Consider the following 16,114-nt stretch of genomic DNA (forward strand, 5'->3'; position numbering starts at 1 on the left):
CCACGAGGCGACCATCGAGGAGGTCAAACGCGGGCGGCGTCAAGGATTCGACGACGCGTTCGCCGGCTCCCAGCCGAGTTCGGGCGCAACGTACTTCGCGAACGATTCGAGCACGTGCAGGTTGTACTGGGTGCCGACCTGGTTGGGAATCGTCAACATGAGTGTGTCCGCCGACATCACCGCTGCGTCCGCCCGCAACTGTTCGACGAGCTTGTCCGGCTCGTCCGCGTAGGTACGGCCAAACGTCGACGTGTAGCCGTCAATGACACCCACCTGGTCACGGCCTTGGCCGCCCCTGCCGAAGTAACGACGGTCAAGGTCGCTCACGATCGGGAACACCGAACGGCTGACCGACACGCGCGGCTCCCACCCGTGCCCGGCCTCGGCCCAAGCGTCGCGGTACTGCTGGATCTGCTCAGCCTGCAGGTCGCCCAGGCTCGCGCCGGTCGCCTCGGTAAGCAGCGTCGAGCTCATGAGGTTGACCCCCTGCTGCGCACTCCACACGGCGGTGTCCCGGCTTCCGGCACCCCACCAGATGCGACGATCCAAGCCCGGCGAATGCGGCTGGATGCCGAGCCGGCTACCGACGGGGAACTGCTTCGGATCGGCATCGACCACCTTCTCGCCGCGGATCGCCGCCATGAACAGCGGGAACTTCTCGCGCGCAATGTCCGCCCCGCGCGGGTCGGTCGAGCCGGTGTAGCCGAATGCCTCCCAACCACGATCGGCGGGCTCCGGCGACCCGCGACTCACGCCCAGGGCGACGCGGCCGTCGGCGATGAGATCGAGTGCGGCAGCCTCCTCGGCCAAGTAGAGCGGATTCTCGTAGCGCAGGTCGATCACGCCGGTGCCGACCTCGATGTGCGTGGTGCGCGCCGCGATCGCCGAGAGCAGTGGCATCGGCGAGGCCGCCTGCCTGGCGAAGTGGTGCACGCGGAAGTAGGCGCCGTTGACACCCAGCTCATCGGCGGCGACGGACAACTCAATGGCGCTGTGCAACGACGCTCGAGCGTCAAACGAGTCACCTTCCGGACCGTGATGACCAAAACTCAGGAATCCAAAGCGCTTCACGATCCTCCTAATTGAATGCTCAACAGCATAGCGAGTACGCTTCACCAGACCGCACGTAGCGAATCCACGCCAAGCAGCGTTAATCGGCAGACCCAGAAAGCGACGTCCGTTCTTTAGCGGCATCCCTGCGTCCTATCACCGCGACAACAACGCCCACGATGTAGGACACAATCACCCCAAGGCCACACAGCAAAAACAATATTGAGGAAAGCTCTAGCGCCTCCCGCCCCACAAACACAGTGAAGGCGGATTTCACGCTCTCCTGGGTGTCACCGCCATCAACGATGAAGAATCCAGCAAGGAAGAGAAACACGGTCATCGCGATGAAGGCCCAGGACTCGCGCCACCCGAAGGTCTTATACGGCCTTTCCTTTACGCTGCGCACGGGGATACACCACAGACCAATAAGCGAAACTGCAACGATTAGCCCTACTGGAAGTGAGAAGAGCACCATCCAGCCGCCCGCCCCGAACATAATCCGCCCCATGGCAAAGAACGCCGTCCCTAACAGACTCAGGACAAGCGCCGCAGCAGAGCTGATGTGGACATTCCTGTAGCTCATGCACCACATCCTATTTACTAAACCAGGCGTAACCCTTCCCCACTCCAACAGCACTCCCACCGAGCATGGTTCGGACCGGACCTCGGTGGCCGGGCACCACGAGGATGGCGTCGCGGGTCCGAAGAGCCTGCGACCCCGTGGCGAGCGTTAGCCCAGCAGCCGAGGCGCCACTTCAGTGCAGCGCCCACCCCAAAACCTAGTGTGCTAGCATCCTATCCATGACCGAGAAGTCCCAGTTCAACGTCTATCTGCCGCGCGAGCTCGTCACACAGGTGAAGCACCGCGCCGTAGATGAGAACACCAGCCTGTCCGCGCTCGTCGAGAAGGCACTGACCGAGTACCTGCAGAAGGAGCAGTCATGATCGTGCACCCCGTCATCACCACCCCGAACCCGGAGCGGTGGATCGCACTGCTGAAGGCGCTCGGCGCCTCGGTGTCCACTCACGACGACGGCACTCACCTGGCCGAGTTCGCCGGCGGTCGGCTCTCGGTCACCTCCGGAGACTCCCCCGGCGTGGAGTTCGGCCTCGAAGAGGTCCGAGGCGAGCTACCGGTGAAAAGCGGTGCCGTGCAGGTGGCCCCGCTGCTGTGCACACCGCAGGTCGAGAAGACCGCGCAGATGCTCGCGGGCCAGGGGCTGCAGAGGCGGCTAACCTCGGACAGCGGCGACTGGGCAGATCTGGTCGGCGACGGGATCGTGGGTGTGCATATCGGCCGGGAGGAGTCCACGGTGATAGCCTTTGAGGCCGCGGATGTGGAGGCCTTGAAGGAGCCGCTGGAAGGGGCCGGGTTCCGCGTGGCCCTGGTGGATGAGGCCTACGGCCGGACCCTGCACGTGGAGCATCCGGACGATCCCCGCCAGGAGGCTGAGATCTGGATCAACGAGACTCAGACCGACACCTACGGGTACACGCGACACGATGAGGACTGAGTCGGCCATCGTCGAGAAGCCCTCAGGGGCAGGGACTCACACGTTAACGCGGAACTCGACCGAGCTCCGGCTGGGAACCATCAGCGCCCGTGGTCGTGCGTGGCATCGGTTCGCTGGCGGTCCAGCCAGCGACTGAGCGCGTCGATCCACATGTCGAAGGCGTCGAGGTGCGCGTCATGGCTACCGCCATCGAGATCAATCCTGTCGGTCTGGGACCTGCGCCGAATCAAAGCTTCCCGATCACCGCTGCCTTTCACATGCCCTTCCAGCATCACGAGCCATTTGACCAGGTCTGGTCGTGCCACCGCGACGAGGAACGCGGTATGGGCTCCCATCGACTGCCCGACGAGCACCGCGCGCTGCCGAGGGACGAGCTCCTCGAGCACTGCGACGACGTCTCCGACGAAGGCATCGCGCGACAAGTCATTGGGAAGCCGTGTACTCGCACCGTGCCCCCGCTGGTCCACGAGTAGCACCCGATATCCCGGTAACGCTTGCGCCGTTGGCAGCAGCTCGCGCGAGCTCCCCGCGAGATATGCGCCCATGCAGATTCCGAGGTAGCTTCCACCGGTAGCAAAATAGTCACGTAGCCCGCGGATGTCGCGGCCAAGGCCGTCGTCAAGCAATTGCCCGACCTGGATGCGGCACTGCCACGAGTGCCCCGGCCCGAACGGTGCGGATTATAACCATCCGACCACCCCAGACACAGCCCGCCCAGAGCAAAGAACGCCGCCTCTAACAGACTCAGGACAGGCACCACGACGGGGTGGATAGGGACATTCCAGTAGCTCATCCACCGCATCCCACTTACAACCCTGGCTATCTACTGCAGCGTTCTTTCTTTTAAGTACAATCCCTGATCAACCACCTTGTTTCCCTAGAGGAAGAACCAGCCACCATGCCAGAGTTCTCAGCACAGGTTCAAGCGCTACGGTCACTGATCGAGTCGGGAGAGCTCATCTCCGAAGACGCTGATGGCCTAATCCAACTTGCTAAACCAGCCGTAACCCTTCCCTACTCCAACAGCACTCCTACCGAGCATGGTTCGTACTTCGGTGGCAGGCCGTATCTTCCGGAAGGTTCGGCCTGGCCCGTCGCAAAGAGCGGTCAGCCATTGCTCCATGTCATTCAGCTAAATTTTGCCGATATTGTCCGTCATGTGCGTGCGGAGGGAGCATCGGAAAGCGAAGCAACTCTCGGCGGATTGATTCCGGGGTCAGGAATTTTTCAACTCTTTGTCGGTGCTGATCCGCTCTATGGCGGATTTGATTCGAATTCGTCTGGCGACGGCATGGAAATTCGCTACATCCCTGAGCCTGCGGAAGGGTTTGGCAACCACAGCTTTCCTGGACCTCATACCGCGGAGCCTGCCGCATTCGATGAACAGGACGAGGATTATTGCTCCCCGTTTAGCAAGGATCTTGGGGAGGTTATGAACTCGCCGATTTCTTTGTCGAGCGCAGTGGCAATGATCCCTCCCACTGACCAAGCAGTGTACGAGGCTTGGGAGTCCGAAAAGGACGATGACTTTTTTGATAACGATGACTACTTTGACGAGCTAGTTGAGTTGCGAGCCGCAGCCAGTAACCAAAGCAACATTATGCTTGGCGGTTTCCCAGCCTTCGCACAAGACCCTACGCAGCCTGATGGGTACGTTCACTTCCTGGAGATTGATTCCACATATCTGGAAGAAGAAGAGCTTCCCTTCGAAGCGATGTGGGGCGATCTAGGTGTGGCCCACGTATTTCTGCACCCGGACGCATTGCAGAAAATGCACGAGGGCGAGGCCGTGGTGTACCGCTCCGAAAATACTGGCACGACGGATGGTGCTGTTTTTTACTGGGATTGCGGCTAATTTCCAGTGGGTGACCTATAAGAACGTCACAAGTGCGAGTGGAGTGCATCGCTGAGAGTTCTCGCTTTTTTGAGTGCAGCACTCGAACCTTTCTGCGAGGCAAAGGCGTGCAGACCATCCCACGCGTCCGCGGGAATGTAACCACGGCGGGTAGCTTCAGCAAGGATTTGGTGGTGCACAGTTACCACGTCGAGCACCCGGTTAACCCACCTGGGCACAGGCGTGTGCTCGGCAGCAAAAACCAGCGGTTCGGTGACCATCGGCCACAACGCGGGCAGGAGTTCCGGTTTCGTCTCAAGATCGTGAATGGCGCGTGCGGGGCTCCACGCCCCACCCGGTATCAGTTGGGGTACCACGGCTCGGACGGTGGCCCATCCGAGCTTTCCCGAGACGACCAACTGCTCTACGTCGTTGCGCGGGATAGTCACGTCACCGTCGGTCGCAAGATCGGTCAAGCACACACCAAACAATGAGTCTGAACGCGTTTTTTGCTCGGTAATTCGCTTGTTCTTCCGGCGTTGCCACGCATTGCGTTCCTTATTGCCGAACGGTTCAGCAACCATCTGTTTGCCGTCAAAGAACACTCGCTCATTCTCGGTAGACAGCACCCATCCTTCACTCAGGAATGCACCCGTGAAGGTGCTGAGTTTCACTGTCTGGCCCGTGGGGAGTGTGAGGTGGCACATCAACCTGCGGTGACTCGCATGAGGATCGTCCCAGTGTGCACTGATCTGGGCGCCGTCATCGATGCGGGAAGCGGTTCCCGCATCAGGTGGCCACACGCGGTGAAATTCCTCTGCGTCAAGTTCTTCGGCGTTGAACTCTTCGGATTTAGAATCCGAAGCCTTGCGCGTGGGGAGTTCTTCAGCAGCGGGTTCGGGGGCCGCTACTCCCCAGGCGTCTAGTACCCGTTGTGCCTGCTTCGCTAGCGCCGCATTCTTCTCCACGGCTAGCTCGCCCACCCGGTCTGCCAGCAGGTGAATCTGTTCAGACTCCAAGTCTTTCCTGCCTGCCAGCGCCTCAACTACCGCGCGCTTTGCCTTCACTGTTTTGGCGTACAGAGCAGGTAGAGCCACTTCAGCAACCACCTCGGGAGGGGCGAATGAAATGAGCCGAGGTGCGAGCGCCTCCACCACCGGCCCCTCACCCACGCTGATCGCGGGAACCAACACCGCCACCCGGTCCAACAGCTCGGAATCGCGGACGCTCAACTCCTCCTTGATAATCCGCACCAGTTCCTTGCGGTCCCCGGGCTTGGGGGCGGTGTCCAGTCCGGTGATGGCGAGTTGCAGGGCGTCATCACGGCTGATGAGGCCCTGTTGAACCCCCATGAGGAGCACTGCGCCCAACGGGCCATCCACGGAGCCGCCCAGCTCCAGTGCGGCGCGCAGGTGAGTGGCAAATGATGGGCGCAGGTCGTCGAGGGACGGAATCCATGAGCCGCGCCCAGGTGTTTGACCTGTGAGTCCTTGGTGAGCCGTCACGGTCCAGGCTTCGAGGCACGGAAGTGTGTAGGGCATCTCCAAGCCGTGTTTGAGGATCAGACCCACGGCCACGTTTTCGCTCATTGCATCCGCATTCGCCCACAGCCAGCACGCGCGTTCAGCAAATGCGAGCGCAAAGTCCTCATCACGTTGTAGAAGGCAGTCCAAGAGCGCTTGGTCTGACCCCTTAGCCAGTTCTGCTGCCCGCCGCCCGTTCACTCCCAACCGAATGGCGAACATGCCGAGCATCCCAGGGTCAACGTCCACGCTTGGAGCTCCCTTTTGCAGGCCCGCGAGCGCGGCACGCTGTTGGTCATTTGTCCCCAGCGAAAGGATGGGGGCATCTTCGCGAGCGGCTGTGTCCCAGCCGAGGTCTTTAAAAATCTGTACCGAGCGGTCAATGGGCCTCATGTGTGTTCCTCAGATCAGGGCCGTCACCTAATCATGGCACGCGGTTATGCCACCCGGTTTGCCCGGTCGATCGTGCCCTGTTCCAGCACGCGGGGTGACGTACTTAAGTTCGAACACGAAGCGCCGCCCCTCGTGTCACGCAGTACCCAGCAACTCCTGGATGCTGACAACCGACCTTGACGCCTTGCTCACGTCACTGCCCTCAACGGTGGAGGGCGGAGGATAGAGGGCAATGCCCTGTGACAACGCCAACGGCGCCACCTCGCCTTGCCAACCGGGCCAGCGCAGCCCCTCGAACACCACGTCGAGCGCACCGCTCAGCGCAGCCTGTAGGAATGCCGAGTAACCGCCACCGAGTCCATCCCATGCGAGGGTGTCCGGACCGAAGTAACACACTTCACCGGGCGCAACACCCAGCGCACCGCCGTCGATGGCGAACAGGCCACCCAAGACGTCATGCCCGACAACGAGCGCACCGGGCGGTTCTGGAACGGGGCCGCTCAGCCCGTTCGCTTCAGCGATGCTCAGCAGATGCTCGCTGCCGCCGCCGTACAAACGAACCCAACCGTGGTCGGCGACGATGCCCCCGGTGTGCAGCGCGACGGCCCCCATCGTCGACGCGGCACTGACCTGCAACCCCCACAGCGAACGCTGCCCTCGCTCCGGGTCGACGGGAAGCGCGATGACGTCGGATTCGGCTAACGCCTGCTGAAGATGGGGCCAGGCCGGATCGTCGACGGCGATGAGGCGTTCGATGTCGAGCATGGCGATTCCTTCACTTAGCAGGCTCATCTTCAAGGACGAGCGGTGAGCACCAGCTGCATACTACAGCAAGACTCCACAAAGTTTCACCGCAAATTCATTTGCTACATTGCCACCAATCAACTGACGGCAACGCTGCTTGGAACACTTATAGGACACTACTACGCACGTGGAGTAAATACCCCTACGCTGCTACGCGTGACAACCATATGACGCACGCCAGGGATGCTTGTGAAGTTTTCAAGTGTAACGAACATATCAATGGCAACATAACGCAACACCTAATCAAAACGAATACCCATCGTTTTCGACCAATATTAAACAATTCACGTCAGCATGACACAAAGACACCAGAGGCAACGCTAAATGAGATTGTGGAATTCCGCTGAAGCAGAGCATACCGCAGGGCACGTATATAGCAAGATCGCAAATGAGATTGAGAGAATAGTTAACTCATATATTGAGGGCAAACAATTTTCTGATGCATATAAAGATTGGTACTGGTCATACATCGCAATGCTTGAGGGGCCAGTTATGAAGACGATGAAACTCCCCGAGATTGCACGACGCAACAATAAACAACAGGATCTTGAGTTTCGACTGAAAATCGATTATCAGTCTTTCCTCGATGGTGATTACAATCAACGACTTGAACTGATCATCGAGTCCTTGAATCGCTGCTTAGATCATCCAAAGATGACGAACACTTGGAAAGTTCCGGAAAGTGACATAACCATTCTGAAACAAGCTTTGCAAGCGGCAGAGCAACAGTTGAAGAATAATTAAAAGTTGCCCATTAGCGACTCGACACAATGCATACAGCGAGCTTGCGCTACATAATGACGATCCCCTCGACGAAGGATAGCGCAGCCAAGCATGCCGGATGGGCATCCCATAAGTGGGCCTTAGACGTCGGCAACATAGACAGTCTCTGCCTGGCCGAGGGCCGACTCACGAAAGTAGGGATTGCGGATTGCTCGCTTCACAACCAGATCGACATCGCGCTTAACGATGGCACGAAGATCGTCATGCAGCGCGCAGAAGTCTTCAAACGGATCCGGCCGTCCGGGAAGGAAGTCGACGAGGAAGTCGATGTCGCTGTCGGTGCCAAAGTCTCCGGTGACGACGGATCCAAACAGTGCTAATTCTGCCACGCCGTGGCGCTCAGCGGCGCGACGGATGGCGTCGAGATCCATGCCTGCAGTGACAGTCATGGGGCCAGTATACGAACGTCACCTACCAGCAGAACGGTGAGCCAGGCTCGGTCACGACAGGTTTACTGTCAAGTCCGACCGATGTCTCGCATCGACCGAGATCAATACACCGTCGGGGCAAAGAACTGCGCGGTTGGTGACGCCGCCAGCAGTGATGGCGCGCTTGCCATGCACGATCTCGTTGACCCGACGGGGCGGCACCCCGATCGAAACGGCGAGCTTGTGCTGGGTGATGCCGAGCCCCTCGATGAAGTCCTCCATCAGGATCTCTCCCGGGTGGACCGGCTCGATCAGGTCGGCCTTCGACGAGTTCGGCATCGTCTGCACCTCCATCCCTCCCGGCGAAGCACATACACCATTGTGCGTGCACGCGGATGTTGCACTGCCCGCGCCGGTCGCCGACGAGACGCTCCAAGATCGCTAAACGTTAAACCGGAGCTCGACGACGTTCCCAAGCTGATTAACGTCTTTTCGGCGCCACAGATCCCGAGCACCGCGATACTTCTGTTTTGGTCGATGCCGTCAAGGACGCCCACACCCGCGCACTTGCCACAGGCGTCGACATCGTGTCTCCGCTAACGACCGTGAACTGAGACCAAGGTGCAATCATTCAAAATAGTTGAAGGGATACCTCTCACTCAGTTGCGAATGGATGCTGTTCAGAAGGTCCGAAACTTCCTGCTCGTATTCATTGATCTCCTGCCCCTCATCAAGCTTCTCTTCCAGCTCCGACAACAAGAACCCCATCCTGAGAAAACCAGTGAAGTCGATTTTCAGATCGAGGAAGCTCTCTGGCCCTCCGTACTCCCCCTGGTCGTGGTCGAAAAAGAACACTGTCTTGTGCAGTGCACTCAAGAACCACTCATCGCCCTGCCCCGACTGCCCGATAAGCCACAGATTTTCGGGCAAACCGTCGCCACATGCTCGCCGATTCCACTCGAGCACCTTCTGATAGCCATACAGAACAATGTCCGGCGTGATACTTACCCCGTCATAACGATGAATGAACTCGGTGTACGTTGCATCGATGTCAGGGATCTTGGCTTTGTTTTTGATGGCGGGATCAAGCTGCTCAAGAGAACTGAAAAGCTCGTTCGGATCAATCAACCTCATGATTTTTCCCCTACTCATCCGTGACCGGAGACTGGTCGTCGAAAACCAGTTCGACGGGCTGAGCCCCAGTGAGTTAGTGGTTCCAAAGATGGATGGCATCGTCGCCCGGCAGTATAACAAGGGCGGTGCCGGAGAACTCCGGGGCCGCCCTCAAGCGGCCATTCAGCCGATCAGCCAGAGGCTGAACGACGCACTCGGCTACACGTTGAACCGGAACTCGACCACGTTCGGTAGCCGAAAAACCTTTGGGTCCGCGCTTTCAATCGGTGGCAATGTGCCCACGCAACGCCTCGGCCAGAGGCGGCAGATGAGTCTCGACGACATCGCGGACCACGTCGATGTCGACTCCGAAGTACTGGTGCACCAGGATGTTGCGAAAACCCCGAATCTGAGGCCAGGCGATCTCAGGGTGTGACCCGGTGATCTCATCGGGAAGGTGGTTCACCGCTTCGCCGATGATCTGCAGATTCCGCTCGATCGCATCCTCTGCCATCTCCGCGATGTCACTCTCACGGTCCAGCGCAGCGACGTACCTCTGGCACCGCTCGACTGCCTCTAGCGCATCAGCGATAGGCTGCTCCGGACTGCGACTCACAGTGGCACTGCCTCGGCGAGCGCCGAGGCAGAGACCGGACGTTTGAGCAGTTGGGCAGGAAACACGTCGATGTCATCGCGCCCGAACAACGCGCGCGTCTCCTCGAGCAGACCGGATGCACGCATCAGAACGTTCCCGTCGGCAGGGTCCATCTCGACGAGGATGTCGATGTCCGATCCTGCAGTCGCGGTGCCGCGGGCGACGGACCCCAACAGCTTCGGGTTAGTCGCGCCGTAGCGGTCGAGGAGCATCTGGAACTCGTCACGACGCGCGGCGAGGAGCTCGCGCAGCGCGAGCGACTCGGGCGTCATGACGGTCTCAAACATGCTTCCAGGGTACCGGACCTGACAGTACGTCGACATGACGCGCTACACGTTGAAGCGGAACTCCACACCAACGCCGTGTCCACTACTCGGGGGACACCCCCAACAATCAATGCTGCCCTGCCGGCAGACCAGGGCGGCCGTGTGAGTATCGGACAATAATGCGTAGTCCTCCAAGGGTCTGGACACAGGAGCTTTCCCTTCCTCAGTGGTGCGACCAGAGGGAGAAAAAACATCCACCCCGGTGCACCCGCTGCGGTGACAACGACCCATCGCCCACAGCAGGTGGCAATCGTCACGCTTATCCCTCTTTTTCAGATGCCTGTCCTCGGGATCAGAAGAAGACGGGGACCTGTCATAGGGCGGTGAGCATCTGCTGCATCTGGGCGATCTCGGCCTCCTGGTCGTTGATAATTTGTTCGGCCAGGGTGATCGCATGGGGATTCTGGCCGTCAGCAACCTCGTCACGGGCCATGTCGACCGCACCTTCGTGGTGGGCGGTCATCTGCTCCAGGTATAGACGGGCAGCCTCGGTGCCCTGGGCCTCCTCAAGGGCTGTCATATCCTCCTGGCTCATCATCCCGCTCATGCCACCAATCTCGCTGTGATCCATTCCACCCATCTCGTCCATGGTGCCCATGCCCCAGAGTCGGTGACCGGCTGCTGGCCCCAGGCCTCGAGCATGGCGTTCATCCGGTCAATCTCCGGTCCCTGGGCGTCAGTAACCCCCTGGGCAAACTCCACGGCCTGGGCGGGGATACCTTCCTTGGCCAGGAGCATCTCACTCATCTCCACGGCCTGCTGGTGATGAGGGATCATCATCTGGGCAAACATGATGTCCGCGTCGTTGTGATCGTCGGAGATCTCCCCGTCCGCCTCAGTCTTCGCCGTGGTGGTCTCGGTCGTCTCAGCGTTAGTCGTCGCAGTGCTGGTGGTCGAGGTGGTGGCGTCGGTGTTGCCTGACTCGGTGGCCTCACCGCAGGCGGCCAGCGCCAGGGTGGAGGCCACGGCGATAGCGGAAAGAACAAGGGTGCGCTTCATGGTCGAGCCGTTCAGGGTCATATGGGGGCAGTGGAGAGAAGTGGTGGATCAGTGGACAGCGGTGGATGCCGGAGTAGGCGTGGTGTGTTCAGCCTTCGACTCGGCCGGAGCCAGGTGAGCCGGATCCAGATCAATGCGGCGCAACAGCTGGGCGTTCAGGGCCACCACGATGGTCGAAACAGACATCAAGATCGCGCCCACGGCCGGGGACAGCACGAACCCGATCGAGGCGAGCACGCCGGCGGCCAGCGGCACGGCGAGGATGTTGTAGCCAGAGGCCCAGATGAGGTTCTGGATCATCTTGCGGTAGCTGGCCTGCGAGAGCTCAATCATCGACAGCACCGCCCGCGGGTCATCACTGGCCAGGACCACTCCGGCGGATTCCATGGCCACATCCGTGCCGGCCCCGATGGCGATACCGACCTCCGCGCGGGTCAGAGCAGGGGCGTCGTTGACACCGTCGCCGACCATGGCCACGCTCAGGCCACGCTCCTGTAACTGGGTGACCTTGGTGTCCTTGTCCTGGGGCAGGACCTCGGCGAAGACCTCATCGATCCCCAGGTCCTGGCCAACTGCCTGGGCCACCTGCTGCGCGTCACCGGTGATCATCGCGACCTTCACCCCGCGGTCCTGCAGGGCTTTCACGGCGGCGCGGGATTCGGGGCGGATCTTGTCCTCGACGGCCACCGCACCGATGATCTGACCGTCGCGGACAATATGGAGCACACCGGCCCCACGCCCGGTCCAGGCGCTGGTGGTGTCGGTGAGCTCGGCCGGGGTGGTGAGGTTGAACTCGCGCAGCATGTTCGGCCCGCCCACGAGGATCTCAGCGCCATCGACAGTGGCCCGGACTCCCCTGCCGGAGGCGGCGCTGAAACCAGTTGCACGGATTTGCCGACGGGAGGCCTCGGGATGGGCGGCCGCGGCCGCCACGATGGCGCGGGCCACGGGGTGCTCGCTGTCGGCCTCCGCAGCGGCAGCCAGGGCCAGCAGCTCGCCCTCGGTGACGCCGACAGCTGCCGCGACATCGGTGACCGCGTGCGCACCCGCGGTCAGGGTGCCGGTTTTGTCGAAGAGCACCACGTCGATGGTGCGCATCCGCTCGAGCGCCATCCGGTCCTTGATGAGCACCCCGGATTTCGCGGCCCGCTCGGTGGAGATCGCAATGACCAGCGGAATCGCCAGGCCCAGGGCGTGCGGGCAGGCGATGACCAGCACCGTGACCGTGCGCACCACGGCATCGTCCGGGCTGCCGATGATGGTCCACACCACCGCGGTGATCAGAGCGGAGATCAGCGCGAACCAGAACAACAACGCCGCCGCCCGATCCGCCAGGGCCTGGGCCCGGGAGGAGGACTCCTGAGCGTCGGCAACCATGCGTTGGATCCCGGCCAGGGCGGTGTCCCTGCCGGTAGCCTCCACCCGGATGCGGACGGTGTTGTCGGTGGCCACGGTACCGGCGACCACCTTGTCACCAGTGTCGCGGAAGACGGGACGGGATTCGCCGGTGATCATCGCCTCATCGAATTCGGCGGCTCCGTCGAGGATGGTACCGTCGGCCGGCACCCGGGCACCGGCCCTCACCAGCACGACGTCGTCGACGACCAGCTCGGAGATGGCCACGGTGCGGGTGGTCCCGTCGATGACTTTCTCGGCCTCATCCGGCAGCAGGGCAGCCAGCGCGTCAAGCGCGGAGGACGCGGCCCCGAGAGCGCGCATCTCCAGCCAGTGGCCCAGCAGCATGATGGTCACCAGCAGAGCCAGCTCCCACCAGAAGTCCAGCTCAAAACCGCCCAGCCCCAGAGTGGTGACCCAGGAGGCGACAAACGCCACGGTGATGGCCATGGCGATCAGGAGCATCATCCCGGGTTGGCGGGATTTCAATTCTTTCCATCCGCCCTTGAGGAAAGGCGTTCCGCCGTAGACGAAGATGATCGTGCCCAGCACCGGGGGGATCCAGGTGGATCCGGGGAATGCCGGGAGGTGGTAGCCGAGCAGCTGGGCGACCATGGGGCTGAAAATAATGACGGGAATGGACAGAATCAGCGACCACCAGAAGCGGTCCCGAAACATTGCGGTGCTGTGTCCGGCGTGTTCGCCGTGACTATGAACTTGGTGGTCTTCGTCCATGGCGGAGTGCGGGTGATCGTGGGGCATCGCCTGGCCGTGGGTGTCGGCATCTGCGTGGTGTTCGTGGCTGGCATGATCCGGGTGGTGGGTGTGGCCTGTTTCCGGAGCGGGGTGATCACCATGGTGCTTGCTGGAATGGTGGGGAGTGCTCATGACGTTCCTTTCGCTCAACCCGGTCGGGGTCGAGATGATGGGTAAAACTGATCAGGATAAGACGGTGTAGCCGGCCTCCTCGATGGCCCGGCGAACCATCTCCGGAGGTACGACACCGGTGACCGTGACGGTGGAAACACCACCAGCAGCGAGATCAACCTGGACGTCGTCGACCTGGGGGAGGGCCTGAAGGGCCTGGGTCACGCTTTTCGCGCAGTGGCCGCAGGTCAGGCCGGTGACCTGGTAGCTAGGGGAGGCCCCTCCTGCTGACGAGTCGCTGGCGGCAGGGATGGAGGCGGTGTCGGCACGTGAGGCAGGTCCGCAACAGCTGCAGCCGTGGGAGGCCATCGGCAAGAGGCGGGGCGGGGAGGTGATCATGGGAAAGCTCCTTCGGTTCGGTGGGGTGCGGCGATGCCGCTCTTTGGCATATACCCCTTTCAAGGAGTGGACGGCACGGCTCTCACGCGGGGCAGGGTGTGGTCACTGAGCAGCCTCCTCACTGTCGGGAGGGGACAGCGGGAGGCGGAGGACAAACACCGCTCCGCGACCGGGTCCGGGGGAGGTGGCGGTGAGAGTGCCGCCGTGGGCCTCGATCAATGCCTTGGAGATGGTCAGACCGATACCGGACCCGCCGTTGTCCCGGCTGCGGGCGGCATCCCCCCGGTAGAAGCGTTCGAAGATGTGTCCGAGCTGGCCAGGTGGGATGCCCTCGCCGTCATCGGCGACGTGGATGAGCGCGGTGGACGCCCCCTGTCGGTGGACGCTGATCCGGACCTGCCCGCCGGCCGGGGTGTGCCGTAGCGCGTTCGACAGGAGATTGCTCATCACCTGGCCGAAGCGTTGCCGGTCCACGACCACCCGGGCGGTGTCCGTAATGGTCTCGACCTGTAAATCGACGCCTTTGTCAGCATAAGCTTCCCCCGTGGCAGCAGCGGCGGTATGGAGCAGATCCCCGAGCCCTTCCTCTGCCAGGTCCAAATCGATCCGGTGTTCCTGGGCCCGGGAGACATCGTCAATGTCTCCCATCAACCGGGTCAGGCGGGTGAGTTGGTCAGCCATGATCGTGTGGTTGGCATTATTCCAGTCCACGACCCCGTCCTGGAGACCATCGAGGTAGACCGTGAGCACCGATAAGGGGGTGCCCATTTCGTGGGCCAGATCAGAGAGCATCTGGCGGCGTACCTGTTCGGTGTGTTCCAGCCGGTCGGCCATGGTGTTGAAGGCATGCGCCAGGGTGGCGACCTCGGGGCCTGCTTCTCCGGCGGGCACGCGGATACGGGAGTTACCGGCCGCCAGGCTGGTAGCGGCGCGGGTGAGATCCTGCAGGGGGGTGCGCAGGCGACGCGATAACCACAGGCTGGCCAGTAGGGCGCTGATCAAGGCAGTGGGCAGGGCGACGGCCAGGGTGATCAGGTTGGCGTCCCGGTAGGCCTGCTCGGCATGGAACAGCTCTAGCGAGGGGTCCTTCCGGCCGGCCATCAACATATGATCATGGAACAGGGTCGGGCCCACCGTCGTGGCCACGGCCGCGGCCACCAGCAGGCTAATCACCACGACCAACACCTGGGCGGCCAGGAAGCGGAAGGTCAGGCCGGGTCCGTGATTCATGGCTGCCCCACCCGGTAGCCCACGCCACGCACGGTGTCGATAAACCCCCGGCCTCGGGTGTCGGTGCCGAGCTTGCGACGCAAGTTGCCTATGTGGACATCGACGATGCGTTCATCACCGACCCAGGTGGTGTCCCAGACCTCGGTGACCAGGTCGTGGCGGGTCAGCGCCTGACCGGGGCGCAGGGCCAGGGCAACCAGCAGCTCGAACTCCGTGCGGGTGAGCTCCACGGTCGTCTCCCCCACCCGCACCTGATGGGCGACGGGGTCAAGGATGAGGTCACCAACGATCAAGGGGGTGGTCACCTGCGGTGGGGTGGTGCTGGTGCGCGGGCGGCGCAGCACTGCATGCACCCGGGTCACCAGTTCCCGGATGCTAAAAGGTTTGGTGATGTAGTCATCCGCCCCCAGGGTCAAACCGCTGATCTTGTCGTCCTCGCTGCCACGCGCGGTGAGAATGAGGATGTAGCAGTCCGAGAAGGTGCGGATCCGTCGGCAGACCTCCAGACCGTCGAGTTCGGGCAGCCCCAGATCCAGCACCACAACATCGGGGGAAAAGCGACGGGCCTCGTCCACGGCCTGGGTGCCGGTGTGCGCCTGGCGGGTGTCGAAGCCTGCCCGGATGAGGTAGGAGGCCACCATCTGAGCCAGGGGTTGTTCATCATCGACGACCAGCACCCGCCCCGGGGGCGTGGCGGTGGTCGGTGTGTGGTCAGCCATAGACCCCAGTATCGCTCCGGGCAGGGGGAATACCACCCTCGCTCAGTGCCCGGCGGGGAAGTCTTCATCAAATCTTCAAATATCGCCCTTCGACCGCCGTCACCCCTGTGCCCCACCCCGGGCCGGCGGCATCGCCTTCCCT

Annotated in this window: 18 protein-coding genes and 1 pseudogene; 4 read left to right on the forward strand and 15 right to left on the reverse strand. The window is 61.7% G+C overall.

The window, feature by feature from the left end; translation table 11 throughout:
- Positions 1 to 39: 39 nt before the first annotated feature.
- Both JMV54_RS08005 and JMV54_RS08010 read right to left on the reverse strand, forming a co-directional pair.
- Positions 40 to 1,071: an LLM class flavin-dependent oxidoreductase gene (locus JMV54_RS08005; protein WP_201518393.1), complete on the reverse strand. Its 1,032-nt coding sequence runs from the start codon at positions 1,069 to 1,071 to the stop codon at positions 40 to 42.
- A gap of 79 nt (positions 1,072 to 1,150) precedes the next feature.
- Entirely contained in the window at positions 1,151 to 1,633 is a 483-nt protein-coding gene (locus tag JMV54_RS08010) for a hypothetical protein (RefSeq protein ID WP_201518394.1), read from the reverse strand.
- 218 nt (positions 1,634 to 1,851) lie between these two features.
- Between JMV54_RS08010 and JMV54_RS08015 the strand changes: the two genes are divergently transcribed.
- Positions 1,852 to 1,995, forward strand: a complete 144-nt coding sequence (locus tag JMV54_RS08015; RefSeq protein ID WP_201518395.1) for a ribbon-helix-helix domain-containing protein — start codon at positions 1,852 to 1,854, stop codon at positions 1,993 to 1,995.
- On the forward strand, positions 1,992 to 2,564 hold the full coding sequence (locus JMV54_RS08020) for a hypothetical protein (RefSeq protein WP_201518396.1): 573 nt from the start codon (positions 1,992 to 1,994) through the stop codon (positions 2,562 to 2,564). Before JMV54_RS08015 ends, JMV54_RS08020 begins: the two co-directional genes overlap by 4 nt.
- An 80-nt stretch (positions 2,565 to 2,644) precedes the next feature.
- Here the strand turns inward: JMV54_RS08020 and JMV54_RS08025 are convergent, their stop codons facing one another.
- The gene (locus JMV54_RS08025; RefSeq protein ID WP_230972604.1) at positions 2,645 to 3,190 is read right to left on the reverse strand and encodes an alpha/beta fold hydrolase; all 546 of its coding nucleotides are present in this window, start codon (positions 3,188 to 3,190) and stop codon (positions 2,645 to 2,647) included.
- 272 nt (positions 3,191 to 3,462) lie between these two features.
- Here JMV54_RS08025 and JMV54_RS08030 point away from each other — a divergent pair, with 272 nt between their 5' ends.
- A complete protein-coding gene (locus JMV54_RS08030) occupies positions 3,463 to 4,419 on the forward strand; it encodes a DUF1963 domain-containing protein (protein WP_201518397.1) in 957 nt (318 codons plus the stop codon).
- A 26-nt stretch (positions 4,420 to 4,445) separates the two neighbouring features.
- Here JMV54_RS08030 and JMV54_RS08035 read toward each other — a convergent pair whose 3' ends face one another.
- The gene (locus JMV54_RS08035; RefSeq protein ID WP_201518398.1) at positions 4,446 to 6,143 is read right to left on the reverse strand and encodes a hypothetical protein; all 1,698 of its coding nucleotides are present in this window, start codon (positions 6,141 to 6,143) and stop codon (positions 4,446 to 4,448) included.
- Between the two features lie 306 nt (positions 6,144 to 6,449).
- Positions 6,450 to 7,079 (reverse strand): DUF2625 family protein, encoded by a 630-nt coding sequence (locus JMV54_RS08040; protein WP_201518399.1) that lies wholly within the window; start codon positions 7,077 to 7,079, stop codon positions 6,450 to 6,452.
- A gap of 363 nt (positions 7,080 to 7,442) precedes the next feature.
- On the opposite strand from JMV54_RS08040, the gene JMV54_RS08045 reads away from it, so the two are divergent.
- Positions 7,443 to 7,862, forward strand: coding sequence for a hypothetical protein (locus tag JMV54_RS08045; RefSeq protein WP_201518400.1), 420 nt, complete (start codon positions 7,443 to 7,445; stop codon positions 7,860 to 7,862).
- Between the two features lie 119 nt (positions 7,863 to 7,981).
- Here the strand turns inward: JMV54_RS08045 and JMV54_RS08050 are convergent, their stop codons facing one another.
- From JMV54_RS08050 to JMV54_RS08095, 10 genes and pseudogenes are all read right to left on the reverse strand, one after another.
- Positions 7,982 to 8,290, reverse strand: a complete 309-nt coding sequence (locus JMV54_RS08050; protein WP_230972874.1) for a nucleotidyltransferase family protein — start codon at positions 8,288 to 8,290, stop codon at positions 7,982 to 7,984.
- A 51-nt stretch (positions 8,291 to 8,341) separates the two neighbouring features.
- A complete protein-coding gene (locus tag JMV54_RS08055) occupies positions 8,342 to 8,608 on the reverse strand; it encodes a HigA family addiction module antitoxin (protein ID WP_201518426.1) in 267 nt (88 codons plus the stop codon).
- Positions 8,609 to 8,896: 288 nt separating this feature from the next.
- Positions 8,897 to 9,397, reverse strand: a complete 501-nt coding sequence (locus JMV54_RS08060) for a hypothetical protein (RefSeq protein ID WP_201518401.1) — start codon at positions 9,395 to 9,397, stop codon at positions 8,897 to 8,899.
- Positions 9,398 to 9,662: 265 nt separating this feature from the next.
- Positions 9,663 to 9,998 (reverse strand): HepT-like ribonuclease domain-containing protein, encoded by a 336-nt coding sequence (locus tag JMV54_RS08065; protein WP_201518402.1) that lies wholly within the window; start codon positions 9,996 to 9,998, stop codon positions 9,663 to 9,665.
- On the reverse strand, positions 9,995 to 10,324 hold the full coding sequence (locus JMV54_RS08070; protein ID WP_201518403.1) for a nucleotidyltransferase family protein: 330 nt from the start codon (positions 10,322 to 10,324) through the stop codon (positions 9,995 to 9,997). The genes JMV54_RS08065 and JMV54_RS08070 overlap by 4 nt, the downstream gene beginning before the upstream one ends.
- A gap of 352 nt (positions 10,325 to 10,676) precedes the next feature.
- Positions 10,677 to 11,362 (reverse strand): annotated as a pseudogene (locus JMV54_RS10770) (DUF305 domain-containing protein).
- Positions 11,363 to 11,410: 48 nt separating this feature from the next.
- The gene (locus JMV54_RS08080; protein WP_414146393.1) at positions 11,411 to 13,645 is read right to left on the reverse strand and encodes a copper-translocating P-type ATPase; all 2,235 of its coding nucleotides are present in this window, start codon (positions 13,643 to 13,645) and stop codon (positions 11,411 to 11,413) included.
- A 51-nt stretch (positions 13,646 to 13,696) separates the two neighbouring features.
- Positions 13,697 to 14,023 carry a heavy-metal-associated domain-containing protein gene (locus JMV54_RS08085; RefSeq protein ID WP_150387010.1) on the reverse strand — a complete coding sequence of 109 codons (327 nt, stop codon included), beginning with the start codon at positions 14,021 to 14,023 and terminating at the stop codon, positions 13,697 to 13,699.
- A 102-nt stretch (positions 14,024 to 14,125) separates the two neighbouring features.
- Positions 14,126 to 15,253, reverse strand: coding sequence for a sensor histidine kinase (locus JMV54_RS08090; protein ID WP_201518404.1), 1,128 nt, complete (start codon positions 15,251 to 15,253; stop codon positions 14,126 to 14,128).
- Positions 15,250 to 15,972 (reverse strand): response regulator transcription factor, encoded by a 723-nt coding sequence (locus tag JMV54_RS08095; RefSeq protein ID WP_201518405.1) that lies wholly within the window; start codon positions 15,970 to 15,972, stop codon positions 15,250 to 15,252. Before JMV54_RS08095 ends, JMV54_RS08090 begins: the two co-directional genes overlap by 4 nt.
- Positions 15,973 to 16,114 lie beyond the last annotated feature (142 nt).

Source organism: Gulosibacter hominis (assembly GCF_904842695.1).
In the GTDB taxonomy this organism is placed as follows: Bacteria; Actinomycetota; Actinomycetes; order Actinomycetales; family Microbacteriaceae; genus Gulosibacter; species Gulosibacter hominis.

Coding starts and splice junctions, on each gene's coding strand:
- JMV54_RS08010 (WP_201518394.1), bottom strand. CDS start 1,633: ATGAGCTACAGGAATGTCCACATCAGCTCTGCTGCGGCGCTTGTCCTG.
- JMV54_RS08015 (WP_201518395.1), top strand. CDS start 1,852: ATGACCGAGAAGTCCCAGTTCAACGTCTATCTGCCGCGCGAGCTCGTC.
- JMV54_RS08020 (WP_201518396.1), top strand. CDS start 1,992: ATGATCGTGCACCCCGTCATCACCACCCCGAACCCGGAGCGGTGGATC.
- JMV54_RS08030 (WP_201518397.1), top strand. CDS start 3,463: ATGCCAGAGTTCTCAGCACAGGTTCAAGCGCTACGGTCACTGATCGAG.
- JMV54_RS08035 (WP_201518398.1), bottom strand. CDS start 6,143: ATGTTCGCCATTCGGTTGGGAGTGAACGGGCGGCGGGCAGCAGAACTG.
- JMV54_RS08040 (WP_201518399.1), bottom strand. CDS start 7,079: ATGCTCGACATCGAACGCCTCATCGCCGTCGACGATCCGGCCTGGCCC.
- JMV54_RS08045 (WP_201518400.1), top strand. CDS start 7,443: ATGAGATTGTGGAATTCCGCTGAAGCAGAGCATACCGCAGGGCACGTA.
- JMV54_RS08050 (WP_230972874.1), bottom strand. CDS start 8,290: ATGACTGTCACTGCAGGCATGGATCTCGACGCCATCCGTCGCGCCGCT.
- JMV54_RS08055 (WP_201518426.1), bottom strand. CDS start 8,608: ATGCCGAACTCGTCGAAGGCCGACCTGATCGAGCCGGTCCACCCGGGA.
- JMV54_RS08070 (WP_201518403.1), bottom strand. CDS start 10,324: ATGTTTGAGACCGTCATGACGCCCGAGTCGCTCGCGCTGCGCGAGCTC.
- JMV54_RS08080 (WP_414146393.1), bottom strand. CDS start 13,645: ATGAGCACTCCCCACCATTCCAGCAAGCACCATGGTGATCACCCCGCT.
- JMV54_RS08085 (WP_150387010.1), bottom strand. CDS start 14,023: ATGATCACCTCCCCGCCCCGCCTCTTGCCGATGGCCTCCCACGGCTGC.
- JMV54_RS08090 (WP_201518404.1), bottom strand. CDS start 15,253: ATGAATCACGGACCCGGCCTGACCTTCCGCTTCCTGGCCGCCCAGGTG.
- JMV54_RS08095 (WP_201518405.1), bottom strand. CDS start 15,972: ATGGCTGACCACACACCGACCACCGCCACGCCCCCGGGGCGGGTGCTG.